The following is a 25,739-nucleotide window of genomic DNA, read 5'->3' as shown; positions in this document are numbered from 1 at the left end:
ACGCTGGAGGAAGAAAGGCGGATGCCGTAGTCCCTCTTGAGGATCACCGCTATCTTGTGCTTGGACCAGGCGGGGTGCTCTCTCCTTAAGTCGCAGATGAGCTGGATCGTCTGCCAGGGGATCTCCGAGACCCTTTTCCTTTTCGGGGTGCGGGGGAGGTCCTCCAGTCCCCTGAGCCCCCGTTTCAGGTACCTCTTCAGCCACTTGTAGAAGGTGGTGGGGGAGATGGCGAAGTGGCGGCAGGTCATCCTGGCATTTCCGCAGCTGCGAAAGTGCTCTATCCAGCGCAGCCTCCTTCTGGCCTCCCTGGAGAGGACCTCGCCCATCATTCTCTCCAACTCCCATTGATGGGGAAGCCTGGTGTGGTAGATACTAGTAGTGGTTCCAACTGAACCCTTCATTTGGACACCTCCTTGCTCTGCTTCTTTTTTACACAAAGCAAGTATAGGGGGTGTCCACCATGTTTCTGAACCCGGGCACCCCCTTCCCCTCTCGGGCTTTTCGCTCAGCACGGCGCCATTTCATGCCCGAGCAGGCGTCTTTTCATCCACCATCGCCCGGGCTTTTTCCGGCACATGCTCCTTTCCCGCCTTTCCTGAATTCCGCGACGGCCACCCACAGGTCCCTCCCGAAAAGGATCAGCAGGATGAGGGTGGGCGCGCAGATGAAGACCAGGAAGGCCAGCCGGGACTGCATGAAGCGCGATACGAAACCCAGGTAAGGCAGGTGAAAGACCACCTTGTCCACCTTCTCCCCGCTGATGGCCACCAGGTCCGGGTCGGGGTCCTCGTTGGCGTCTCCCTTGGTCCGGAACCACCGCTTGCCGTCCTGCTCTACGACGTCGATGACGCGGTGGGTGACCTTGTCCCCGCCGGGCGAGTTGAAGCCGATGATGTCACCCACCTTCACCTCTTCGACGGGGATCTTCCTGCAGACGACCATCCCGCCCACCTTCAGGGCGGGCTCCATGGACCCCGAGAGCACCGGGTGGGCGCTCATGCCGAAACGGGGGGCGAGCATGAGGAAGGCGGCCGCCAGGATGATGAGCGCTAGGAGGACGGTGGCCACCCATTCCAGCACGCGCAACGCCTTTCTCAGCGGGGAACGGGGATCGCTTTCTCCGCGCGGCTTTTTTCGCCCCCTGCGGGCCTCCGGCACCACCGCGGCTTTTGCCCGTCCCGCCACGACGGCGCCCTTCAAGGCACCGGCCCCGCCGGTTTTTTCCGCGCTCCCCGCCGCTTCCGCAGCTCCCTCAGGCGACCCGGCCGCTTCCGCTTCCCCGCTTCCTCCCGCTCCCTCTTCACCACCCGCTTCCTCTTCACCTCCCGCTTCCGCTTTAACGCCGGCTTGCTCCTTCCCGCCCGCCTCCTCAGTCCCACCGGTTTTTTCCGCGCCCTCTCCCGACAGGCCGCCGTCGCCGTTCCGGGGCGCCTCGAAGCCCGCGCCAACCTCCGGGTCCGCCTGATCCTCCGTAGGACCACCGGCTTCCGGGGTCCCGCTTCTCTCCGTATCCACGTCCTCTCCCGTGCGCACTTCTTCTTCCATACTCACGTTTTTTCCACCGCCTTTTCCCAAGGGACCCACGATCTCACCGAAGCCCGCGCCAACCGGCGCACCACGGCTTCCCGGCGCACCATGGCTTCCCGGCGTCGCCTGCGGTGCCACCGTCTTCACCGCTGACGGATCCGCCTCCGCGAGCACCTCCGCGACGATGTTCCCTATCACCGTGTGGGAACAGAGCGGGAAGTTCGCGGCCCATTCCCGGCGCCGCTGTTCGTCCCCCTCCAGCCTCTCGCGGAGGGCCTGCTTGATGAACCCCCTGGCCGGCGCGACCAGCGCCTCGTAATCCTCCCGGTCCCGGGACGTGAAATAGAGCGGGGCCTTGGAGAGCACGCCTGCAACCCTCGCGGAGAGCGTCTTTCCCTGCTCCGCGAAATGCGCCCTTAATTCCTCGGTAAAATAGTTATCCGAGCCGTTCATGGGAGTTATCTACCCCGCTCATGTGATTCCCTCGTGGGATTTCCTCGCGCCTGCCTCGCGCATAGCCCTCGGACAGATTATAACAGAATGGCGTCACGCGGAGTGTGGTCACGCGGAATGGCGTCACGCGGAGTGTGGTCACGCGGAGTGGCGTCACGCGTCACACAGAGCGGGGTCACATCCTCGAGCTTCGACCCTCCAGATCGGTTTCAAGAGAAGACCCAGAACCCCTCTTCCTTGCGGAGCTCGCCCGATCCCACCCGCTCCAGGTGCCGGAAGCGCTTCCTCTCGAAGGTGCCGTCGTCCACGATGACCAGGCCCTCGTCGAGGATGTCCCACACCAGGGCCCCATCCGCCGCCTCGAACTCGTCGGGGGTCATGGCCACCGGCTCGAGACACACCGCTCCCGGCCAGGATTCCAGCAGGAACACGATGCGCTCCACGCGGTCGTAACGCTCGAAGTCAGGCGAGAGCACGAGAATGTCGTAGTCGCTGTCCTCAAGGTTATCCCCGGTCGCCCTGGAACCGAAAACGACCATCGAGGACAGCCTCACCGCCTTCCGCAGCGCCTCGGCGAACGCGGCTACGGTCGCGGCGTCTACAGATGCCTGCGCACGAATTCCGCTATCCTTTCCTGGCATGCCCGCAATCCCTCGATGATGTCCTCGCTGTAGTAATCCTTCGGAGGCCCGCCCACGCCAATGGGGTAACGCGACATGATGTAATGACCGTCGAGCTTTTTGCAATCCCCGGCGATGCCTGACGTGTCGATGCCCGCCGAGCCGAGCATCTTCTCCATCTGCACGCAGGAGTGAGTCCGCGTTTCCCTCCCGCTGCGAAGAAGCAAGGCCTTGAGCGCTTTTCCCGCGGATTGCTGCAGGTGAAAGGCGGCTCCCTCGTAAAGGCCTTCCCTGGCCAGGGAAATCGCCATTTCCCGGTCCCTTTCCGATGCCTCCAGCCACCAGGCGATTTCCGAACGCATTTCCTCTTCCCGCCTCCCCCATCCCGTATAATCGGTTTCCGCCTCGCATCAATTATATCAATCGGTCAGGCCCCATACGATCATCCTGCGCCCCGCGGCTCGCGGGAGCATCGACCTCCGCGGCACCCGCCACTCCTCCATGAGGTCCACGAGGTCATCGTCCTCCCCCACAGACCCCTCCCAAGGCCTCGCACCCAAAAGGGCCGGAATCGGCGCATACCTAAAGATGGACGACCATCAATTCAAAAAGGAAGACCGCCTGCTCATCCTGCGGGAAGCGGGCATCGGCGCCCTTTTCCTGGGAAAAACCACCCCCTTCGCCCTCACGCGTCCGGACAACGAAGTGCTGGGCCTCATCCGCTCGAGTGGCTTTTACCTGCGCGAGGATGGCACGCCCGGTGCCCTGCAACAGATCGACCCCACAGCGTGACGCGAGGACATCGGTAGTGATGTCGGCGCGCGAATAGCGAGATACAGCAACTGGTTGCACGTGTAAACGACCGTGCCGGCCGGGCCGAGGAATTCACCCCGATGGCTTTTTCCCTGATTCAGCGTCGCGACCGAATATCGAAGATGTGGCCATGCGATTCCTGCGACCCGCCATCGAAGATTTGATCCCCGATCATTCTTGACATCTTATATAAATTTAATATTATTATATGTACTAATCAGTATAATTATTATACTGGACGACAATGCGAGTGACGAGTTGAACCGTAGAAAGGGGCGTGAGGGAGATGCTTTCTACCCTCATCACATCAAAGGCAAGGGTCGAGTTGATCACCTGGTTCGTCACCCATGCGGGCGAGCGGACACACTACAACGAGCTGATAAGAATCCTGGCCGCGAATCCGCCCTCCATCCAGCGGGAGCTCAAGAGGCTGGAGGGCTGCGGCTTCCTGCAAAGCAAGAGGGAGGCAAACGTCAAGTTCTACTGGGTCAACCAGGATTTCCTCCTCTATCCGGAGCTGAAGGCGATGGTGATGAAGACCGTGGGCCTGGGAGACATCCTCAGGCAAGGCCTCGAGGGGGTGGAGGGGATCTTAGCCGCCTTCATCTACGGCTCGGTGGCGAAGAACCTCGAGGACGCGCGCTCGGACATAGACCTGATGGTTATCGGCGAGGCGGAAATAGACGCTATCCATGCCGCCGCCGCCGCCTGCGAGGAGTTCCTGGGCCGTGAGGTCAGCTACACCGTCTTCGACCCGCCCGAATGGAGGCAGCGGGTCAAGAGGAAGGACTCCTTCGTTGCCGACATAATGAGAGGCCCAAAGATATTCGTCATCGGAGACGAGAATGCCCTACGAGGACTTATTGAGGCAAAGGGCCATCGAACCCGCTGACGTGGGGCGAGAAGAGATCGTCGAGCGCCTGCGCGTGGCAAGACGTGACCTCGCCGTGTCGGCTGACGTGGCTCCGATCGACCGGGACTGGGCCTTCAACATCGCCTACAACGGCATCCTCCAGGCCTCCATCGCCTACATGAACTTCCTTGGGTACAGGCCAAGGGGTGAAGGCAAGCACATGAACGTCTTCAGGTTCATGGCAGAGGCTCTGCCTGACGAGCTAAGAAGCGAGATGGACCGGGTGCAGAAAATGCGCCAGAAAAGAAACCGGGCCGTTTACGGGACGAGGGGCATGGTCTCCCGCAAGGAGGTTGAGCACATCCTCGAATTCGCCCGCAATTTTATCGAAGAGATAATCTATCTGCTCCCACGGAGCTACTCGAAGCTCCTGGGTTAAGGGTTTTCGATCTCCGGCCTGTTCCCGCCCCGGGTTCACGCGACCGGACGTTCCCCCGGCACTCGCAAGCGGGTGGCGATGCGCGCCTGGCTTCTTGATGGGGTCATCTTAATGGGGTCACGTCTTCGGTCCTCGATGTCCCCGGTTGCTCGCCCCGATGGCTCTCGATCCCGATCCGGCGTCGCGACCGAAGATCGAAGATGTGACCCCGCGATTCCTGCGATTCACCGCCACGGGACGCCCACGGAGGACTGGGCGCCGAGGCGGGGCCGGGAGGCGGCGTTCCAGTACACGGCCCACTCGGCGGTCACGGGGAGGTCCGAGGCCACCCGGGCGGAAACGCTCCACTCGCCGGGGACGGTGTCGGAGACCGGCACGCTGCGGCGGCCGTGCGGGCCCACGACGAGGGAGGGCCCGTCCACGGGCCCGCCCGGGGTGAGATAGGTCACCCCGACCCGCGCCGGGACGTCCCCCGGGTTCTGGACGGTGAGCCAGGTCTCGAAGGAGCCCGTGGCGTCGCGCCCCGTGGAGCCCTCTGGCAGGGTCCATTCCCGGCTCGGGGACATGGCCCCCAGGGAGGACTGGGCCGCCTGGCGACGCTCGGCGGCGGAATTCCAGTAGACGGCCCTCTCCGCCACCACGGGGCCGTCCGCCGTCACCTCGGTCGCCACCTCGTAGCGTCCCGGCAGCGTGTCCGCCACGTTGATCGAAACCCTGCTCAAGGGGGCGATGGTGATCTCGGGCCCCGGCCGGCGCCCCTCGGGCAGGCAGAAGTCGAGGCGCGCCTGCACGACCTGCTCGTAGGGGTTGGCGAGGACGATCCAGGTCTCGAAGCCGCCCTCCGCGCCGCCCCCCGTGGACCCTTCCGCCAGGTACCAGCGGCGCGAGGCCCCCGTGGCCCCGAGGGAGGCGGTGCCCGCCTGGCGGAAGGAATTTCCAGTCCAGTAGGTGGACCTCTCGGCGGCCACCGGCACGTCGCTGGAAAGGAGGGTGGAAACGCTCCACTCGCCGGGCACGGTGTCCCCCACGTCGAGGTTCGCCCGGCTGCGCGGGGAGATGGAAAGCCGCGGTCCCGCGACGGGCCCGCCCGGGGTGAGGTAGGTCATCCCTACATGCGCCGGGACGTCCCCCGGGTTCTGAACGGTAATCCACGTCTCGAAGGAACCCGTGGCGTTGCCCCCCGTGGAGCCCTCGGCCAGGTACCAATCCCTGGAAAGGGCGGAGGTCCCGATGGAGCCGTGGGCGCACATGCGCCGTGCCCCCGGGGCGGACCAGTAGGTCGCCCGGGCCGCCGTCACGGGCAAGTCGGAGGTGACCATGGTGGCGACGCTCCACTCGCCGGGGAGGGCCTCCCCGACGTTGACCGTGAGACGGCTCATCCCCGCCACCCTCGCGCGGGGACCGCTCACCTCGCCCTGCGGCGTCATGTAGGTCAGCGCCACTTCGGCCGGGCCGGCGTTGGGGTTCTCCACCACGATCCACGTCTCGAAGGAGCCCCTGGCGTCGCCCCCCGTGGAGCCCTCGGGCAGGTACCACCTGGTCTGGGAGGTCACGGTGAAGCCGCCGGGCAGCCTGTCCTCGAGCCCGTTGGCGTTGCGGGCCACCACGTCGTAGGTCCCAGCCTCCGCCCCGGCGAGCTCGAAGCGGCAGGTGGCCCGGTAGGGAGAGAGCACCTCCACGGAGGAGGCGTCTATCCTGTTTCCATCTTTTTCCAGCCACACCTCCATGCCCTCCCAGAAGTAGGAGCCGGCCAGGTCGGTGATCTCCACGCTCCCGGTGTTGGGCGCCTGGTCCGGCGACACGGAGAAAAGGGAGGGGCAGACGCTGCGCTGTATGGCGCTGATGTAGCCGGCGGTCCAGGTGGCCCTGCCGTCGGCGGTGTCGATGTCGAAGAGCACCGTTCTATGGAAATTCTTCCCGTTCAACCAGGTGTCGCCCCCGTCATCGCTGTGAAAGACGGTGGTGGGCTCGGTGTAGGGAAGGGCGACCGCTCCGCAGGCCCAGATGTCCGTCCCGTCCACGGTGGCGATGTTGAAAAGTCCGCCGCCCCTGAACTGCGTCCCCGTCACCTGCGCCCAGGAGGTGCCGCCGTCCTCCGTGCGGTACATGAGCACCACGGTATTCGGCCCAAACTGCATCACCGCCAGCGCCAGGCAGAGGTTCTCGTCCACGGGGTGGATCCGGGCCACGGCTACCGGCTCCAGCTCGGGAGCGGGGACGGCGAGGACGCCTTTCCGCCAGGATGAGCCGCCGTCCTCCGTGCGGTACACGCGGGCCTCGCCTTCCTCCACGGAGCCGAACCAGACGTCCCGCGGGCCCAGGGCGCAGACGGCGGAAAGCGGGCAGCCCGGCAATTCCACCACCCTCTGCCAGGATTTACCAGCATCCGCGGTATGGAGCAGGATGCCGTCCCCGTCCTCCATGCCGCTGACCCAGGCCTCGCGGGGCCCCACGGCGGCCACGTGGTCAAACAAGGCGGAGGTGCCCGTGTCCAACAGCGTCCAGTGCGCGCCGTAATCTTCCGTCCTGATGACCGCCCCCCCGTATCCGGCCGCCCAGGCGGTGGAGGAACCGCACGCGTCGATGTGGTTCAGCTCCAGGGAATCGTCGCGGTACTGCTCCACCCAGGTCATGCCGCCGTTGAAGGTCCTCAGCACCGTCCCGCCGCTTCCCACCATCCAGGCCGAACGGGCATCGATGGCGCAGACGTCAAACAGGGTCTCCCGGGTGAAAACGGTATCGGAGCGCTTCCAGCGGCCTCCCCCGTCGTCGCTCCGCAGCAGCGCCCCGTCCACGGTGCAGGACCACACGGTGTCCCCGTCCGCGAGGGCGATGGAGGTGACGTTCCTCTCGCCGGCGAGGAGCGGGGTGGAAACCGGCGTCCAGCTTTCGCCGCCGTCGGCGGTCACGGCCATGAACCCGTCCTGGTAATCGTCCGTCCCCGAGATCCACCCGTGCTGCGCGTCGGCGAACGACATCCCGAAGAGGTAGATGTCCTCGCCGTGGTCATAGAGATCCCAGTCGTCCCCGCCGTCGGAGGTGGAGAAGAAGCAGCCGCTGTTGCCGATGACGTGGACCCTCTGCGCGTCGAAGGCCCGGATGCGCTGCATGGCGGAGACGCGGCCCGTGCCGGGGTCCTTTCTCTGCCAGGAGGCGCCGCCGTCCGCGGTAACCGCCACCAGCCCGCCGTCCCCGCAGACCCAGGCTTCCAGCCCGCCCAGGGCCGACACGCCGTAAAGGCTGTACGGGTCGGGCAGCGGGCATGAAGCCCAGTTGAGGCCCCCGTCAATTGTGCGGAAGACGCTTCCCCAGTCTCCCACCACCCAGGCCACCTCGTCATCGATGGCGGATATCCCGTAGAGGTGGGACGGCGGGTCGGGGACGGAGAGCGACCTCACGTCCCAGGTCTCGCCGCCGTCGGCGGTCACCAGGACGGAGCCGCCGTCCCCGCACGCCCATGCCACCTGCGGGCTCACGGCGCACACGTCGCGCAGCGGCGGCGTGTCCGGCCCCGCCTGGAGATCGCTCCACTGGTAGTCCCACGTCTCTCCATCCTCTGACTTGATCACCAACCCGCCGTTGGTGACCGCCCAGGCGGTGCGGGAATCGGCCGCGGCGAGCACCGGCCAGTCCTCCACGGGCAAGGGGTCCTGGAAAAAGAAGTCGGGGCAGGGCGCCTGCCCCTCCCCCTCCGCGTGCGCATCCGCGTACCCTCCCGACGTGATCGAGGGTAAGGCCACGTGCGGTAAGGCTACTTGCGCGCCGAAAGCGGTGCCGAAGGTGAGCGCAAAACATAAAACGGCGGTAAAGGTGGCCCCGGTCCTTGCGTGCATCACGCGCATCCCTCCTCCCTTCAACGGTCCGGTCATCGTGGAGCGAGAGTGCACGTGATGCCCCTCGCGGCCGCAGCGGACGTCCGATCCCGCCTCCGGGTCCTCGCGTCCGCCCGCTTCCGCGATAAGCTCCAGGTCGCCCTCGTTCCCTTCTCTCGTGGTTTTAAGTAACCGGTTGAACCTGAAGGCTCTTTATCCCGATTCTTATCCCGATTCGGCGTCGCGACCGAAGATCTTAGACGTGACCCCATCCCCCGTGGCCCTCTCCCCCCCGCCTTCCACCCAGAGCCTCCCGCGGGGCACCCTCGCCTCGTAGCTCGGGACCAGCTCCGCGAGCAGCGCCCGCACCCGCTCCTCGTCGTCCCGCAGCGCCGCCTCCACCAGCGCGTCGACCCGCTCCCCGAAATCCTCCGGCAGCTCCGGCTCGTGCAGGGCCTTGTGTATCTTGGGGTGCGGGGTCCTCACCATCTCCTCCTCCTCGAAGGTCAGCGCCTCGCGCAGTTTCTCCCCGGGACGCAGCCCCGTGGTCCTTATCTCTATCTCGCCTTCCTTCCCGGAGAGGCGGATCATCTCCCGCGCCAGGTCGACGATGCGCACCGGCTCCCCCATGTCGAGGATGAACACGTCGCCGCCCCGGGTGAAGGCCCCCGCCTGGATGACCAACTGCGCCGCCTCCTCTATGGTCATGAAGTAGCGCGTGATTTCCGGGTGGGTGATGAGCACCGGGCCCCCTTCCTCTATCTGCCTCTGGAAGGTGGGCACCACGCTGCCGCGCGAGCCCAGCACGTTCCCGAAGCGCACGGCGGTGAACATGGTCCCATCCCGGCCTGCCCTGCCCTGCCTCCTCTTGACCAGCAGCTCCGCTATGCGCTTGCTGGCCCCCATGACGTTCACGGGGTGCACCGCTTTATCCGTGGAGATGAGGATGAAGCGCTCGGCGCCGTGTTCCAGGGAGGCGTCGGCCACCACCCGGGTGCCCATGACGTTGTTCTTGACCGCCTCCGCGGGATGGTACTCCATCATGGGGACGTGCTTCAGGGCCGCGCTGTGGAAGACCACCTGGGGCCGGTACCTCGCGAACACGGAGCGGATGCGCTCGGCGTCCCGGATGTCGGCCACCACGGGATGGAAGGGGCAGGAGGTGAATGCCCTGACCAGCCGCATCTCCAGCTCGTAGAGGCTGGTCTCGTCGTTGTCCAGGAGGATGAGCAGCTTGGGGCCCAGGCCCGCCAACTGCATGGAGAGCTCGGAGCCGATGGAGCCCCCGGCCCCGGTCACCAGCACCACCTTGTTGCTCACGTAGGAGGATATGGAGGAGAGGTCCGTCTCCACCGGCTCCCTCCCCAGGAGGTCCTCGAGCTGGATGTCCCTCACCGAGGACACCCCCACCTCGCCGGCCATGGTCCGCACAATGCCGGGGAGTATCTTCGTCCTGGCCCCCGCCTTCTCGCAGAAGGAGAGGATCTCGCGGAGCCGCTCGCCGGAGAGCGAGGGGATGGTGACGAATATCTCCTCCGCCCCGAGCTCGTCCACGAGCCGGGGGATGTCCTCCCTTCCGCCCACGACGGGAACCCCCTGCAGCACCAGCCTGCGCTTGGCGGGGTTGTCGTCCACGAAGCCCACCGGCTGATAGCCGTACTCCGGGTGGCGCAGCATGTCCCGCGCCACCATCTCACCCGCCTCGCCCGCGCCCACCAGGAGCACCTTCTTCCCCTTCGCCGTGCCCCTCCGCAGGTTCATCTCCCCGTACAACCGGTACTGCAAGCGCACGAAGGCCATGTCGAAAAGGGAGAGCACCCCGCCCATCACCGACACGGACAGGGGCAGGTAGGACCTGGCTCCCGGGATCAGCAGCGCCCCAAGGAAGACGACCCCGGTGGCGAGGAAGCTGCCGCTGGAAAGGTTTAACAGCTCGTCGAAGCTCGCGTACTTCCACCGCCCGGCATAAAGCCCCATGAAGGAGTTGAATAAGTAGAAGACCAGGAGTATCAGGGGCATGGCCAGGAGCAGCTTGGCCGCCTGGAAACCGGGCAAGGAGAACTCGAACCTGAGGGCGAGGCCAATGAAAAAGCCAAGGAATACGGAGAGGAAATCCAGGAGCAGCTTGATGTAGCGATTGCCAGATATGAAACGGCGCAGACTCTGCATGATACCCCTTCAGCTCGCTTTCCCGCCGGCGATCAAGACCTACCTGACGCAACGCTCATCGGCATACTCACTGGCCAGCAAGAACGTTTAACACCAAGATAATACATCGGTGATTAGAAAGGTAGCCTTGACGCGGTTTTCCCATCAGCGCCTTCTCGCCACATGCAGCCGCGGCTTGAGCGACCCCGCCTTACCGGCGGGCCTTGATTATCTCCTCCGAGACCAGGTCCACGACGCCCTCCGGCATGTGCGACCATATGGGGAGGGTGAGGGCCTCACGTGCCAGCCGGTTGGTCACCGGCAACCGGCTTTCGTACCTCTTCCCGTATTCTTCCCAGTATGCCTTGATGCGATGGACCGGTGGATAATAGTATTTCCTGGTATCTATCCCCTTCTCCGCAAGCAAGTCCGCAAGCCTGTCGCGGCTCAGGCCGAACTCCTCCTCCACCACCCTGATGGTGAAGTCCTTGAAGGTGGACCTGTTGCCTTCACTTACCCTTTGGAAATAGATGCCCGGGGTATCTTTCAGGTTCTCCCGGTACCTTTCCGCCAGGGTATTGCGTCTGCGCACGTTCAACTCCATGAGCTTGAGGCTCTCCACTGCCAGGGCTGCGTGGAACTCGCTCATGCGCGCGTTCAGACCCACAAAAGCGGGGTCATAATCCCCGGCATTCCCGTAGTCTCTCCCGGCGACAAGCTTTTTCACCAGCTCCTTGTCGTTGGTAGCGATAAGGCCTCCTTCCCCGGCCACCACCATCTTGGTGGGGCTCAAGGAAAAAACCTCCACGTCCCCGAACCCGCCTACCCAGTCTTCCCCCACCCTGGAGCCCATGGCGTGCGCCGCATCGTACACAACCTTGAGTCCGTGCCCCTTCGCCACCTCCCCTATCGCTGCCACGTCACAGGGGTTGCCGAATACATGTACCGGCATAACGGCGGTTATCCCCCCAACCTCTTGCACGGCCTGCCGAAGAGCTTCAGCCGACATGCTCCAGGTATCCTCTTCCACGTCCACGAAAACCGGCTCTAACCCGCACCAGTGAACCGCATGCGCTGTGGCGAAGAAGGTGAAGGATGGTATGGCCACCTTTCCCTCCACCCCCAGGCAGCGCAAGGCGAGCATGAGCCCGCTGGTGCAGTTGGACACCGCCACCGCGTGGGAAACCCTGAAGATATCCTGTACCGCTATCTCCAACTGCCTCACCACCGACCCGTTGGTTATCAATCCGGTATCGTAAAAAGATTGGACTGCTTTCTTGAAAATCTCCCACGGAGGCAGTGTCGGTTTTGCAATTGGAAAATCAATCATTTGCTCCCCTAAGTTATTCATCTTAGTTAAAGCTACCGGCTTGCCACATTAACCTCTTTTGTAATTTAAGTCCCAATAATTTTTACCAAATATATTTCATTAACTCATCAATTCTTTGGATTACTAAGTCCGGGTGATATTCTATCGATAATGATTCATAACCTCTCTTTACCCATTCAACAGTCTGTATACAATACATGCCGCATTCTTTCGCACCTTTAAAATCCTTTTCAGGATTATCTCCAACATAACAACATTTTTCTGGCACTTCGCCTAATATCTTTGTTATATTTACGTATCCCTTCTTATTCGGTTTCCAATTTTCCCTGCCCCACCTATCTGTGTACTCAATACCATCTGCCGTAGCCGCTAGCCCTAAAGCCTCTATTTTAAGTTTCTGGGATTTGTAATAGCCATCTGTCAATATTCCAAGCTTTACCTTATTTTTTAAAGCTTCTAATACCTTCTTTGTGCATTCAGGTAGATGGATATTGGGCGTGTGATCTCTATAATGTTCTACTAATTGCATAATAAAAAGCTCGTCATAAGGCAAATTTAATTCATCAAGCGTTACATTAAAATTTCTTCCCCTAATCCCTCTTTCAAATGTCGCCATCAATGTTTGATAAATAATGCTTTCATCAATTTTATATTTCCTACTTATCAATGAAGAAACCGACATAAAGCAACTATGCACATATTCCGATTCCGGATACAAAGTGTCATCTAAATCAAATATTACAGTTGTAAACATAGCTCACGCCTAATCATAATCATTTATTCTTATAAAGCTTTTTCCATTCTTTACATTCTTCAAATAGAACGCCTCATCATATCTGCAGAAATATATGTCCTCTTCATAATTCCCAATATCTTTCCCGATGATCTCACCTTTACACATCCTAAGGATTAAATTTGGATAATCGGCGCCTGCATGGTGGGAAAGTGGGTATCCTCCTCCAAAGCGAGGATTTATCTCCGTGAAACGGTATCCTGATTCTGTCCTAAAGCATTGTATAGTTGTTGGCCCTATTGCACGAAGCTCGTTTAGCAACCTTTCCGCCAGATCAAATAAGTCTCGATCCTTGAAAGTTCTGCCTTTGCTGGATTCTCCTGCCCTTGTCTCAAGCCTCTCACGCGCGAAAATCCGTACCGGACATCCGGACAGATCAGATAAACAATCAAGGGTGATTTCCATCCCTTTTGCCATTTCTTGAAGGATTGGGTTATCTATCCTCTTTCTGAATATATCTACTTCCTCTTCAGATTTTACTATATAGACATCCTTACTGCTTGAACCTCTTTTCGGTTTGATTATTGCCGGGAATTCCACCTTCTGCTTCCAGCCATGATCGTTCGCGTCATAGGTAACAAGGTGAGGAAGTTTAATTCTTTTAAAATATCTCGTTGTTTTCAATTTATCAAAACATATTTCTATCACGCTCTCAGGACTTACAAGAATTCTAACGCCGATTGCCTTGAAATCATCGATCTCTTTTGCATAAATAGGTAATTCAGTGTCGATTAGGGGAATTAGAATGTCAACCTTTTCTTTTTCGCATAAATCCCTAATAAAAGGCAGGTAATCTATTTCTGCTATCCTAGGTGCAAGATATGCTTTGTCCACCACTTGCAAAGCTGGTGCAAGCGGATTTGCATCTATTCCTATGATATGGCCATTACTAATAATTTCCTTCGCGCTTTTGAAAAACCTAATTAATTCAACCCTCCGTCCACAAGATGAAAACAATATATTCATAAATCTTAAGTCCTCCATTATTCATCAATTATCCTAACTATTTCATCCTCAATATTATCTTCATTTGCAAATGCATATTCCTTCTTCAACAAAGCTGGAATTGTCTTGAGCATTATCCTTAAGTCCAATAATAATGACCAATTCTCCACGTACCAAACATCATATTCAATCCTTTCCGGCCAACTCAGCTTGTTTCTCCCATTCACCTGCGCCCAACCATTTATCTCAGGTTTTACCATTTTCCTCTTCCTTTGCCCATCTTAAAGACAGGAGATCTCGTCTGGTGGCGGCCCTTTCTCAACATTTATTTTCCTGATTCTGAGCAGGGCGCCTGGTGTCATCAAGATTATCTTGATATCGAGCCACAAAGACCAGTGGTCAACATACCAGACATCCAGCTTGATGCGATCGGGCCAGCTTATAGCTTCGTCACCGTGGATTTGAGACCATCCAGTAACTCCTGGCTTCACGCATAATCTCCTTTTTTGTTCCGAATCATATCTTTCAACTTGATAGGGTAATGCTGGGCGCGGACCCACCAGGCTCATATCGCCTTTAAGAACATTGATAAGTTGCGGTAATTCATCGAGGCGCCATTTCCTCAGCAATCTTCCTACTGTTGTTATATGCTCTTCATCATGAAAGGTATAGTTCTGGCCGCCATTACCCTTCATGCTTCTGAATTTATAGAGAATGAAAATCTTCCCGTCCCTTCCAGCTCTTTCTTGTTTGAAAAGTGCCGGCCCCGGCGATTCCAACCTTATCAAAACAGCTATGATGCCCATTGGGATAGCAAGTATGATAAGAGCTATAAGAGATAGTATCCTATCCAGTACTTCTTTTATTGTTTGCTGATGCTTTCTACTGCTCATCACATCAGGAAAGGTGGACGGCAAGCATGAAAGCCTCTGCCAACTCTAGACCGACTTCCATGCCCCTCAACTGCGCCAGAAGTCTTATCCCCTCGATGGATCTGGGGTGCGGGTATTCTCTCATCTCCAAACTGTAACAACTTGCTGCCTCTAACTTTTTTTCAATAGTCATTCCTATATCAACATATATATTCGGCACAAAGCTTGTATTCAGGAACATCCTTCCCCATTCCGTTGAGGAAAGTGTTTCAAAATAAAGCATTGTTATTCTTTTTTGGGAGCCAGGTCTCGCAGCCGTTGCCGTTGCTCTTGCCACAATATGATGATCGTTGTTCAAATCACCATGAAATGGGGCGTAGATGATATCCGGTTCAATATCTACGATAAATTCTCGCAGCTTGTCACAGAGTTCCTTCCCTGGCACCGCATTCAGCTTGACGGTGGGAAAGCCTAGGAACCTCACGCTCGCCACTCCGAGTGTCTTCATGGCTTTCTCTGCTTGAAGCCGCGCATTCTTTATTTCTGTTTCTGTCCAATCAGGCGTATATCCCGCTGTTACGATACATGAATGCACTTCATCACCAAAGGCAACGTGTCTTGCCAGCGTACCACCCGCTCCCAGCGTTTCGTCATCTGGATGCGCCGAAACCACAGCGACTTTCCATTTTTCGCTTCTTTCATTAAAAAACATCTGAATCCCCCATGGTTATATAAAGATCCCTATAATCAGTAATCGCCCTTTGGTTCATATTATCGTCAAAATATTTAAGCCCAAAATAACAATTCCATTCTATTCTTTTAAATCCCTTTTTAAGCATAATATCTTCCATGCCGCAGATTTCCGGAATCCAGCAACTTACCGTATCGACTTTGCCTTTGGCAAAATAGCTTAACCCGTAATCGACTATAGCCTCAGGGATTCCTTGCTCATTAGCAAAGAGTAAGTCGATTATGTGACCTTTCTTCTCTTCCTTGTCTTGATATATCTTATACACCCCATAGCCATCTAATTCCCCTGATGAACCCTTAAACGCAACTACATGATATTCATTGCCTGGCTTCTGGAAATACCGCCAGTTTAAGTAGCCTGAAGTTCTAGGAACGATAAACTCGTAATCTTGGCTTGCCTTTTCCCATAGTTGGTCGAAACTGCTGTCGAAATCCGCAATCTCCTCAACAATATAAGTGGATCCATTATAAGCTGTAGTTGATCCAGCATAAGCTGTTTCTGCAGAGTAGCTTAACTGCCATGCTTTTATCTTGCCGAAACCAAACCATCCAAGCTTTCTTATAAATCCCGAATAACTATTTTCGTTTGGAAAGCCAAAAACTACTTTGACACCCTCTCTTTCACACTGTTCATAAGTTTCTAGTGCTAATTTTGGGAAAATCCCTCTCCCTTGATAGTCAGGATGCACCATTGTAGTCATTGATAACGCAGCCTTGACTTCTGACCCTGATATTCTCAATTGCAAGGGAACTACTCCATAATGTCCAACAAGAAAGTCATTATCATACATTAACCGGATAATACCTTTGCCGAAGGGATTGTTAACATAGCGCCATCTCCAAAATTCTATTCCCATTTCCTTCTTATATACACTTCTAAATAAATTTAGTATTTGAAGTTCTTCTCCATGTGAATATTCCTGAACCACCATAATTAAAGACCTGCCATCTTACATCCTAGTATCAACAAGAGCTGGTATTATTAATGCCCACAATATTGTTGAAGCAAACTAGCAAATAATCTATCAAAGCTTCTTGTACCCGCAAATATGGAAAGGTTCTCATAATAATATACTCTTGCCCTTTCCCCCATATTCTTAAGGTCTTGCTCTTCCATCAAGTACATGGACGATATTCCTTCTGCAATCGACCTAGAATCGCCTGGTGCACATACTATTCCCGCACCTGCATCAAGAACCAACCTTGACGCATCACCTTTAACCCCCATGAGTATCGGCTTCCCGATAGCCATATAAGCCTGAGTCTTTGACGGGATGGTGATTCGAAATAGGGGGTCATCCTTGAGGTGTACAAGTAGGACATCGGCATGCCTTAACATTCCACCTATTTCATCAACTGGTTTTCTGCCAAGGAACACGATATTATCCAGTTTCTTTTGCCGGGCCCTTTCTTTTAGTTTCTCGGCCTCTGTGCCATCCCCAACAAGAACGATCTGAACCTTTGGCTGCCTTTCCCTTAATATCTCAGCTGCATCCACCACTGCCTCCAGTCCTTGCCCTTTCCCCATGTTCCCTGCAAAGAGTACGTTGAATTTGTCACGGAAGATCTCTTTGGTATCCTCGTCAATTGCTTCGTCACCCGAGGCTAGTGCTTGCTCGTCACACCAGTTGTATATAATTTCTATCTTCTCGCGGGCTACCCCCCTTTTCGTGAGCTCTTCCTTGAAACCTGGAGACAATACAACGATTCTGTCAACAAACCTATAAACGACGCCACACAATTTGGATAATACCCATAAAGCTACTTTATTATCCAACATCCCCGAAGCCCTAACGGAATCAGGCCAAAGATCCTGAATATCATATACGACAGGGGCTCTTTTCGCTGCCTTCATTACTAATGCCGGCAAGCCTATCGTCCCGGGTGGATGGTAGGTGTAAATGATATCAATATCCCTTATAAGCAAGGGGCCTAGCAATGCCGCGGAAACGGCAAAGCTCGTATAGTTTAGAATTCTTTTCAGGCTAGATCTGTCATGGCTTGGATAAAGGGCTACCCTGGTGACAGGTATCCCTTCCATTACTTCCCTTTGAAATAGTCTTATCTTATAGGGAGGATAGACCTTCCCTCCTGGATAATTAGGAAAGCCCGTGAGCACCTGCACATCATGGCCCAGATCCCTTAGTGCCTTGGCAAAGGGAAGCCCTTTGAAAAAGGGCTCTGGATCAAACCACTGGCTGAGTATAAGTACACGCATTTCTTAGCATCATATTCTAATACTTATCTTAAGCGGCGTCCTATATAATCCGTATAGCTTACAATTATGCGCAAGACCTTATCGGAGACGTTGTCGGCGAGATAATCGGGCACCTCGCGAAGTGTCCGCGTTTCACCTCTGCCCTGCTTGCTTAGTATCTCGAGAGCTTGGATAACCCTCTTAGTTTCCAGCCCGACCATCATCACAGCACCCTCTTCCATTCCTTCAGGTCGTTCATGCGCTTCACGGATGTTCAAAGCAGGAAAGTTAAGAATGGCTGATTCCTCTGTTATAGTGCCACTGTCAGAAAGAACGGCTATGGCGTTCTGTTGAAGTTTCACATAATCGAAATAGCCGAAGGGCTCCATGAATTCAATTCCTTCGATCCTAGATACACCGAATTCCTCCAAGCGCTTTCGTGTCCTGGGGTGCGTGCTAACTATAACCCTCTTATTGAATTGTTTGCTCAGGCTTGACAGTATCTCCAACAACTTCTGCAGGTTATCGCTGGAATCCACGTTTTCTTCCCTGTGGGAGCTGACCAAGTAGTATTCGTACGGAACCAGCCCTAACGTTGTAAGGATATCGGAAGCCTCGATCTTCGGGGCGTAATATTCAAGCACCTCACGCATGGGGCTTCCCGTCTTGATTATCCTGTCGGGCGGCAAGCCTTCCCTTAATAGGTATTCCCTCGCGATATCGCTGTAAGGGAGGTTAATATCGGCAACGTGGTCAACTATCTTGCGGTTTATCTCTTCCGGAACACGTTCGTCGAAGCAGCGATTACCAGCTTCCATGTGGAAGATGGGGATATGCCTCCTCTTGGCCGGGATGACCGAAAGGCAACTGTTGGTGTCCCCTAAGACCAAAAATGCCTCAGGTGCTTCCTTCTCCAGTACAGGGTCAATCTTTTTGATGATCTCTCCAATCGTTTGCGCCGCCGTTTCTCCGGCTGCGTCCAGGTAGTAATCTGGTTGTTTTATCCCCAGTTCCTCGAAAAAGACGCCGCTGAGCTCATAGGCATAATTCTGCCCGGTGTGGACCAACACGTGGTCCGTTTCCTCCTCCAGCTTGGAAATCACCCTTGAGAGCCGGATTATCTCCGGCCTGGTCCCCACAACGGTCATGACCTTAATCTTGCCCATTTTCCTCTATACCTGTTCCGCGTACGTGTCCGGAGCCCTTGAATCGAATATCTCATCTGCCCAGAACAATGTTATCAGTTCGCCGTCCCCTATGTTGGTTATATTGTGAGTGTGCAGCGTCGGGATGTCCACATACCCGGGCACCTCGCCATCAAGGACGAACTCATGAACATCTTCGAACAGCAGCCTTCTTACCTTTATCCTCGCTTTCCCTTTCACCACCAGGAAGCGCTCAAACTTTTTTACATGGTAGTGGTTGCCCCTGGTGATGCCAGGTTTGGTGGTGCTTAAAAAGGCCTGCCCTCCAGAACGCGTGACCACTGCCTCGAAGAGCTCGCCCCGATCGTCCTTGTTCATCTTGGGATAAACGGGGTAAAAGGTTGGAAACAAGAAGGAACGGTAGGTGTTGAAAAGATCCCTTACGAAGCTGTCCGAAAGGTCCGGGATCACAGCCATACGATAATTGGTATCGAGGTCCTTAATCATTGCGAGAAGTTCGCTTACGCGGATTTCCCTGCCGCAGGGCCTTAGCTCAACCGCATTTCCGCATAGTGCGGCATTTAGGAGTAGCTCAACCACCTCCCTGACGTGGATAAGCGGCACGACCCTATCCTCGATGATCTCTGGTTCCTGGCCATTGGCAAGCTGAAAGCAGAAAGTTGCCACAACGGAGTTATAGAAAGGCCGCCCGTGCTCCCCGAATACGTTTGGGAGTACAGCGTTCACGCACGAAGAGCCAGACTCTGAGGACCATCGCGAGATCACCTCCCAAGCATCTCTCTTCGATCTTCCATATGCGTTGTCTAAATCTGATTGGATAGAGTTGGCGAACACGATTCGCGGGCAAGATGATGCTTTCCTGCAAGCATCTGTTAGGGCTTGGGCCAGCTCTACGTTGGTCCTATAAATTACATCCTCGTTTCCCCGGTTCATGCCGGCAAGATGAATGATCGCGTCGCAATGTCTCACGAAATCTATGAGGCTATCCACGGAAGCGAATTCGCCTTCGTTCGCAATCGTGACTTCCAGGTCAGGCCTCTCCAGCAAGAGGCATCTCAGATGCCAGCCGATAAACCCACTGCCTCCGGTGATTCCCAGTCTCAACTTGGTGGTCCTCTATTTTAACGAAGGATCTCGCTGCCCTGCGAGAAGTCGATGTCCTCTATCATGAGCCTATTCCGTCGAAGCAGCTCCACGGTCCCCTCGTAATCCAGGAGATTATCTGCACTACTGAATTCTTTATCCAGCACTCCGGTGAACGGTTCTTCCTCGCCCCTCAACTCGGGAAGCATCGGCCTTATAACATAAAAGTCTCCGCGCTTGATGGTATGATGGATCTCCTCTTCCGAGATAAGGATCTCGTGCATCTTCTCTCCAGGCCTTATCCCTATGTATTGCAAATCAATTCTTCTATCCCCTATCAATGCCTTTGCCACATTCTCGATTTTCACCGAAGGAACATCAGGCACGTATATCTCACCAGGTAAGGCGCTTTCGATAGCGGCAAAGACAGTATCGACCGCTTGGTCCAGGCTGAGTAGGAATCGCGTCATCTCGGGATCCGTTAATGTGACAGGCCCACCATTCTTGATCTGATAATGGAATAGGGGTATGACTGAACCGCGTGAAGCCAACACGTTCCCATATCGTACGCATACGAAGCGCGTCTTTGGGTTCAGGATATTCGCGGAGATGAATATCCTCTCTTGCAGCGCCTTGCTCATACCCATCGCGTTCACGGGCTTGGTTGCTTTATCCGTGCTAACCCCCACGACAACCTCTACTGGGAGATCGTTCTCGCTTATTGCCCGTACTATGTTGTTGGCGCCCATGCAATTGGTTAATATTGCCTGCATGGGAAAGTACTCACACACGGGGACTTGCTTTAATGCGGCGGCGTTTATGACGATATCTACATCCTTCAAGGCCGAACACACGTCTGCGTAGTTCCTGACATCACCGATTCTGAATTCGACCAATTGTTTAAAGTTGCTGTATATAACTTCATCGGTTGCCGCAACAGTATTGAGATAATGCAATCTCATTTCGTGTTGCTTGGCTTCGTCGCGCGAAAAGACGATTATTTTTTTCGGCGGTTTTTCCCCCTTTAACAATCTTGAAACTATTACCCTCCCTAAAGATCCTGTACCACCTGTTATTAATACTATTTTCCCGCCATTCATCATTTCTCTGGTTCTCCTACAGAAAAATCAATAATATTGTTTTGTCTATAAGAACTAGTTTTTCATTTTGCTGCAACGCTCTCAATAACCCTCAATGTCTCTGAAAAACATCTCTCCCAGCTAAATAATTTTGCTCTTTCTAAACTCTTTCTAATTAGTGATTCTCTTAGTTCATCGTTTAGCAACACCTCAATAATTTTATCAGCAATATCCTTAGGATTTAAAGGATCGAAGTAAACTGCTGCATCTCCACAGATTTCATGAGCATAAGGCAAGTCTGATATTGCAATTGGTAGGCCGCAAGACATCGCTTCCACTATTGGGTGGCCAAAACTTTCTCTAAGTGAAGGGAATGCAAACATGTCAGCCATCTTATAATATTTAGGCAATCCATCATTTTCAACATGGCCTGTAAGAATAATATCTTCTTCCGTTGCTATTCGAAAAAGCTCACTGCTGTAATCTCTATATATTTTATTCCTACACCATTTTTTCTTTGCTTTATTTGCATTGATATCACCAATTAAGATTAGTTGGGACTTTATTCCTTTTTGGCTGATTAATAAAAAGGCATCTATTAGCTTTGCATGATTCTTATGCTCTGCAAAATTAGAGACATAGATAATAGTAAATTTTTCTTTACCTTTACTATTATCCTTAATGTTATCAGCATTGGAAAAAACTTCCTTATTTACCCCGTATGGAATAATTGAATAATTGTCCCCTAATTTACCTAGCACAGATTCTTCGACTTCCTTATATGCGGTACGAGTAGGATATATTACCCATTTCGCTTTTAACAAAGATAAATTAGCAAGAATATATTGGCAAAATAGCTTGAATGTTATCGGCAGCCGATTATTTGCCTTCATTTTCCCAATCGAGTGAATATTAAGGTTACTAACCACTATAACGTCTTTTATTGGCGTTAATAACTGTGTGAAATTACAAGGATTAAAGATGACATCGTAGTGTCCTTTCCATAATAATAATGGCAATATAGTTTGTTCCCAGAGAACCATCAGAGCGGCTGATCTTGGCATCCGAACAACCCATTTCTTGACATTCCTATACTCTTTACTAACAAACTGCCCTTGGTAAACAGAGGATAAGAGAACTGTAATATCAAGACCTATCTCATTATTGCTAATATATTCTAAAAGATTTTTTAAATATGTTATACCACCACCAGCTTTTGAAGCCAAAGCATTTATAAGAACCTTCAATTTTACCTCTCTAGAGCATATAACTATATTAAATTTCTAATACTATAGTATATTTCCTTTCAAATAGCGCAAGAAATAGCAAATATAATAAATATCTTAACTCATTTACTACGGTTGCGTTTTTATAATACCAGGTAGATAGGCATTTTAGGCATTGAAGAAAGGGGCTGGCACTACAGTTGTGCCATCCTCGCCGTTGGCGGCGCAGCTACCCCTACGGCCTTGAAAACCTTGCCGGCGATGCCATCGAGGGTACTTCTTAGAAGCCTGGAATTGCCCCATTTCTGTTGACACCTCAACTTGTGGCAGCGGTCATCTCCGCTGCCTCCTCCGTTTCCGTAAGCATTCTTTCATACTCCGCCGGGCACTTGTAGTCCAGAGCTGAGTGCTTTCTTTTAGGGTTATAGAAACCCTTGATGTAGCGGAAGACGAAAGACCTCGCCTCATCACTGGTTTTGAACCGGCTGCGGTGGATGAGCTCCGTCTTCAAGGTTGCCATCAGGCTCTCCGCCGCTGCATTGCCTGCGGAACACCCTTACTCCCCATGGCGGGGATGACTCCCGACTCGCGCAGCGTCTTTCCGAAGGCCAAGGACCCGTACTGACTTCCCCGGTCGGAATGGTGAATGGTGCCCCGCAGCGGCTTTATCAAGGTCACCGTTATCCCCAGAGCGTCTATGACCAAATTCGCGGAAAGGTCGTTCCTCATTAAACAGCCGCAGCACCTGCGCGTACACACATAGATGATCAAAACCAGGTAGAGCCAGCCCTTGAAGGTGGGGATGTAAGTGATGACCGCCAGGAAGAGCTCATCCGGAAGGTAGCCGGAAAAGACCCGCTTCACTAGGTCGGGGGCCGGGGGGAGATCCGATGCTTGCCTTCCGGCCCTCCTTTTCTTCCTCCTCCTTCCCACTCCCTCTCCCCGGAGCTCCTTCACCGTCCGGGCGACCCTACCCTTTATCCACCCGGTTTCCGTGAACCTTCCCGAGCTCGGCGCAGGTGCGGGGAGCGCCATAGGTACCGAAGGAGGCGGTATGAATCTCCGCTATGAGGATCTCAGCCCCTCATCCTTCGCCAACCTTTTCGAGAAACCCCTTCCCCTTTATGCGTAGTACCCGGTGTGCGACACAACAAGCACGCTGGCCAGGCGGGAAACCGAATGGTGCGCCTTCTCTTCTCGGGTCAGGGCGATCTTCATCGCCACAGGTCCTGCTCCCGGGCGAAGAAAAGCCCGGCCTTTCTAAGGATTCCTTTTTCTTCCTTGGGGATTTTGTTCTCCCGGCTCAGTCGGTTGAGTTCTTCTCGTTCCTCGGTGGTGAGCCTTTCTGCCTTGCCCTCCCAAGTGTCCGCCTGGCTTGGGAAACGGGCCAAGTTCCGGAAGGATACACGATCTCTCGTGCCGTTCAGGCGAGGGTCCTTCCGCCCACGCGGTAAAGCATCATCGCCTCGTTTTGGTGCTCTGGTGGGTAGGGTTTCCCTTGTGCCATGCCCTCTCCTTTCTCGAGGGTCCCATTATCCCCCAAACCAAGGTGTCAACAAGGAAGGCCAACTTCATCAGCGGAGGTGGTGTGGCGTACGGGCTCAGTATGCGCATCGACCATCATAGCCAGTACCTCTATGGCCACTTCCATAAGCAGATCAAAACCTTGGGGCTGGCCCACAGCTTCGCCTTCTTAAAGCAGCCCAGACCAGCGGGGTAATGGAGCGGTTATTCCGCGCTATAAAAGAATAAGTCATCTCAAACAGAGTATTCAAGAACCTTGAGGAGATAAGGCAGCTGGTATAAGATTTCGTGGATTTCTATAACAACCTATGGCTCATCGAAACGAACGGTTACCTAAACCCGGCAGTCGCCAGGAGAGCCTACTACAAGATCGAAGCGGAATGAGCGATAATCGGCGGCGTGATTTTAGCCAGAGTTGTGTCCAGGAAACCAGGTGCGGTATAATAAAAAACATAGATTTCCATTATTAACAATTGAATTAAAAACGATTAAAGACTCAGAACATCAGAAAAATGTTAATCGATATAATAATAACGATATCATTAATATTATGTATAATATTACCAGGTGTGTTAACAACTTCAATAATAATATCCATTACTGCTTTTGTTCTATTGCTTTTACCCCCTGTTCGCCGAGTGCCTTTGTTCTTCTATATCCTCATTACTATTTCTCCCTTTTCTATACTTGGTGAAACACCAGGCTATGCAACTACCTTAGGAAAGATTAGTATAGGAAATGTTCTTTTATTTATTGCTTTGTTGTGCAAGCTATTGAGATATCCTTTTGAAGAATTCAGATATAAAAATCAAAATAAACCATTAATGAAATTGACCATTATATTATGGTTTATATTTCTTATCGCAGCGATTTCTGGATTTTTTCTTAATACTAATTATGACTTTTATCTCAAGGAACTAAATAATTGGAGTTACTTCATTATCCTTTTCCCGTTATTTTACATGGACTTTAGAATGATTGAAAAGCATATGTTAGATGATATTTTTATATCTATAATAAAGTATTGTTTTATGGCAAACGTTATATTATTTTCATTTGGTATTTTCGGTATACTAACAGGTAAGAACATTTATCTTGGATGGCTTGATCCGATTGCTGCTGGCAGGATATTCCCTCCGACATGGAGAACATGGCGTATCTCATATGGAGCTATGATTTTTGCCAATATTTTTGGCATATATGGCTTTATAAATATTTTACTAAGAAGGACGCCATATTTACAGAAACAAAGATCGCAATCCAAAATAAAAACTAGAGAGAATCATAGATTAATTTTTATTGTTTATTTGTTAATAGCTTGTATCATCATTGGTTTATCACAGACAAGAGCAAGCATTATCGGTTTCTTAATTTCAATTCTATCCTCCATGATTTACTTAGTAGAAAAGAAGATTAATTTAGTCCGTAGTGCGACTATTATATTTATACTTCTTATGATAGCAACTATTTTGATTAATTTAACAATTAATATCCCTAAAACATCTTCAAATGAGAATTTTACTATCAAGGATCTATTTAATATTGAAAGAATTAATGAAGATACATATCGCCTAGAGGAAGCAAGGGGGCTTATAAAATCGATTATTGAAGATAATTTTATAGGAGCTGGTGCAGGAGCGGCATATACATTTTATAATCCATTATTCAAAATATCGAGTTACGAACACTGGCTGCCCCATATCACGCCACTATACATTCTTTATAAATTGGGGATAATAGGTTTCATCGTATTTTATACATTATGGTTTAAAATTATATTGCTTGCATGGAGAGGAAGGCGTAAGCCTTTTATAATAAAAGAAGAGGAACCTAACATTGGTCTCACAATTATATCTTCTTGTACCATTTTTTCTTTTTGTATATCTATCATAGCACAAAGCCTGCTTGGCCCGGCAAATGTCAGTATACATGGTTTTATTATTTTTTCATTATTAATATGTTTTCTAGCATTTGATGAATACAGGCATAATTCATGTATATGAATCATTACGTAGAAACTCGGCACACAATAATTATTGAAAGATTTGGGGTTAGAGTCCCTTCTAGTGGTGTATGAAGAAAGGGAAGGAAGGCCAGGGAATGGAGTGG

The 25,739-nt window shown here is 53.3% G+C and carries 24 protein-coding genes; 4 read left to right on the top strand and 20 right to left on the bottom strand.

Annotated features, from left to right (window positions below; genetic code table 11):
• The 4 genes from H5T73_10840 to H5T73_10825 all read right to left on the bottom strand — a co-directional run.
• Positions 1-401: helix-turn-helix domain containing protein (locus H5T73_10840; GenBank protein MBC7248256.1), on the bottom strand; the 401-nt coding region annotated here is incomplete at its 3' end.
• 142 nt (positions 402-543) lie between these two features.
• Positions 544-1,980, bottom strand: coding sequence for a signal peptidase I (locus tag H5T73_10835; protein MBC7248255.1), 1,437 nt, complete (start codon positions 1,978-1,980; stop codon positions 544-546).
• 209 nt (positions 1,981-2,189) lie between these two features.
• Positions 2,190-2,621 carry a nucleotidyltransferase domain-containing protein gene (locus tag H5T73_10830; protein ID MBC7248254.1) on the bottom strand — a complete coding sequence of 144 codons (432 nt, stop codon included), beginning with the start codon at positions 2,619-2,621 and terminating at the stop codon, positions 2,190-2,192.
• The gene (locus H5T73_10825) at positions 2,579-2,962 is read right to left on the bottom strand and encodes a HEPN domain-containing protein (protein ID MBC7248253.1); all 384 of its coding nucleotides are present in this window, start codon (positions 2,960-2,962) and stop codon (positions 2,579-2,581) included. Before H5T73_10825 ends, H5T73_10830 begins: the two co-directional genes overlap by 43 nt.
• A 226-nt stretch (positions 2,963-3,188) precedes the next feature.
• On the opposite strand from H5T73_10825, the gene H5T73_10820 reads away from it, so the two are divergent.
• The 3 genes from H5T73_10820 (at position 3,189) to H5T73_10810 (ending at position 4,705) form a co-directional block, all read left to right on the top strand.
• Positions 3,189-3,392: a hypothetical protein gene (locus H5T73_10820; GenBank protein MBC7248252.1), complete on the top strand. Its 204-nt coding sequence runs from the start codon at positions 3,189-3,191 to the stop codon at positions 3,390-3,392.
• Between the two features lie 298 nt (positions 3,393-3,690).
• Positions 3,691-4,305, top strand: coding sequence for a nucleotidyltransferase domain-containing protein (locus tag H5T73_10815; GenBank protein MBC7248251.1), 615 nt, complete (start codon positions 3,691-3,693; stop codon positions 4,303-4,305).
• Positions 4,259-4,705, top strand: coding sequence for a hypothetical protein (locus H5T73_10810; protein MBC7248250.1), 447 nt, complete (start codon positions 4,259-4,261; stop codon positions 4,703-4,705). Before H5T73_10815 ends, H5T73_10810 begins: the two co-directional genes overlap by 47 nt.
• 224 nt (positions 4,706-4,929) lie before the next feature.
• Here the strand turns inward: H5T73_10810 and H5T73_10805 are convergent, their stop codons facing one another.
• From H5T73_10805 to H5T73_10730, 16 genes are all read right to left on the bottom strand, one after another.
• On the bottom strand, positions 4,930-8,541 hold the full coding sequence (locus H5T73_10805) for a hypothetical protein (protein ID MBC7248249.1): 3,612 nt from the start codon (positions 8,539-8,541) through the stop codon (positions 4,930-4,932).
• Between the two features lie 201 nt (positions 8,542-8,742).
• Positions 8,743-10,686 (bottom strand): polysaccharide biosynthesis protein, encoded by a 1,944-nt coding sequence (locus H5T73_10800; GenBank protein ID MBC7248248.1) that lies wholly within the window; start codon positions 10,684-10,686, stop codon positions 8,743-8,745.
• Between the two features lie 190 nt (positions 10,687-10,876).
• A complete protein-coding gene (locus tag H5T73_10795; protein MBC7248247.1) occupies positions 10,877-11,911 on the bottom strand; it encodes a DegT/DnrJ/EryC1/StrS family aminotransferase in 1,035 nt (344 codons plus the stop codon).
• 166 nt (positions 11,912-12,077) lie between these two features.
• Positions 12,078-12,749, bottom strand: coding sequence for an HAD family hydrolase (locus H5T73_10790; protein ID MBC7248246.1), 672 nt, complete (start codon positions 12,747-12,749; stop codon positions 12,078-12,080).
• A 9-nt stretch (positions 12,750-12,758) separates the two neighbouring features.
• Positions 12,759-13,772, bottom strand: a complete 1,014-nt coding sequence (locus H5T73_10785) for an ATP-grasp domain-containing protein (protein MBC7248245.1) — start codon at positions 13,770-13,772, stop codon at positions 12,759-12,761.
• A complete protein-coding gene (locus tag H5T73_10780; protein MBC7248244.1) occupies positions 13,772-13,993 on the bottom strand; it encodes a sugar transferase in 222 nt (73 codons plus the stop codon). The genes H5T73_10785 and H5T73_10780 overlap by 1 nt, the downstream gene beginning before the upstream one ends.
• 21 nt (positions 13,994-14,014) lie before the next feature.
• Positions 14,015-14,626 (bottom strand): sugar transferase, encoded by a 612-nt coding sequence (locus H5T73_10775; GenBank protein MBC7248243.1) that lies wholly within the window; start codon positions 14,624-14,626, stop codon positions 14,015-14,017.
• A gap of 4 nt (positions 14,627-14,630) precedes the next feature.
• Positions 14,631-15,317, bottom strand: coding sequence for a PIG-L family deacetylase (locus H5T73_10770; GenBank protein ID MBC7248242.1), 687 nt, complete (start codon positions 15,315-15,317; stop codon positions 14,631-14,633).
• Entirely contained in the window at positions 15,307-16,287 is a 981-nt protein-coding gene (locus H5T73_10765; protein MBC7248241.1) for a GNAT family N-acetyltransferase, read from the bottom strand. The genes H5T73_10770 and H5T73_10765 overlap by 11 nt, the downstream gene beginning before the upstream one ends.
• Before the next feature lie 50 nt (positions 16,288-16,337).
• A complete protein-coding gene (locus H5T73_10760) occupies positions 16,338-17,573 on the bottom strand; it encodes a glycosyltransferase family 4 protein (protein ID MBC7248240.1) in 1,236 nt (411 codons plus the stop codon).
• Between the two features lie 23 nt (positions 17,574-17,596).
• Positions 17,597-18,718: a UDP-N-acetylglucosamine 2-epimerase (non-hydrolyzing) gene (gene wecB, locus H5T73_10755; GenBank protein MBC7248239.1), complete on the bottom strand. Its 1,122-nt coding sequence runs from the start codon at positions 18,716-18,718 to the stop codon at positions 17,597-17,599.
• Between the two features lie 6 nt (positions 18,719-18,724).
• Positions 18,725-19,822 (bottom strand): SDR family oxidoreductase, encoded by a 1,098-nt coding sequence (locus tag H5T73_10750; GenBank protein MBC7248238.1) that lies wholly within the window; start codon positions 19,820-19,822, stop codon positions 18,725-18,727.
• A 17-nt stretch (positions 19,823-19,839) separates the two neighbouring features.
• Complete coding sequence (locus H5T73_10745) at positions 19,840-20,904, bottom strand: polysaccharide biosynthesis protein (protein ID MBC7248237.1); 1,065 nt, start codon at positions 20,902-20,904, stop codon at positions 19,840-19,842.
• Positions 20,905-20,963: 59 nt separating this feature from the next.
• Positions 20,964-22,127 (bottom strand): glycosyltransferase family 4 protein, encoded by a 1,164-nt coding sequence (locus H5T73_10740; GenBank protein ID MBC7248236.1) that lies wholly within the window; start codon positions 22,125-22,127, stop codon positions 20,964-20,966.
• A 295-nt stretch (positions 22,128-22,422) separates the two neighbouring features.
• A complete protein-coding gene (locus tag H5T73_10735) occupies positions 22,423-22,626 on the bottom strand; it encodes an IS3 family transposase (protein MBC7248235.1) in 204 nt (67 codons plus the stop codon).
• Positions 22,626-23,039, bottom strand: a complete 414-nt coding sequence (locus tag H5T73_10730) for a DDE-type integrase/transposase/recombinase (GenBank protein MBC7248234.1) — start codon at positions 23,037-23,039, stop codon at positions 22,626-22,628. Before H5T73_10730 ends, H5T73_10735 begins: the two co-directional genes overlap by 1 nt.
• A gap of 1,103 nt (positions 23,040-24,142) precedes the next feature.
• On the opposite strand from H5T73_10730, the gene H5T73_10725 reads away from it, so the two are divergent.
• Complete coding sequence (locus H5T73_10725; GenBank protein ID MBC7248233.1) at positions 24,143-25,633, top strand: O-antigen ligase family protein; 1,491 nt, start codon at positions 24,143-24,145, stop codon at positions 25,631-25,633.
• The last annotated feature ends 106 nt before the right edge of the window (positions 25,634-25,739 follow it).

Source organism: Actinomycetota bacterium (genome assembly GCA_014360655.1).
Taxonomy (GTDB): Bacteria; Actinomycetota; Geothermincolia; order Geothermincolales; family RBG-13-55-18; genus JACIXC01.
This window is presented reverse-complemented; position numbering and strand designations above follow the sequence as displayed.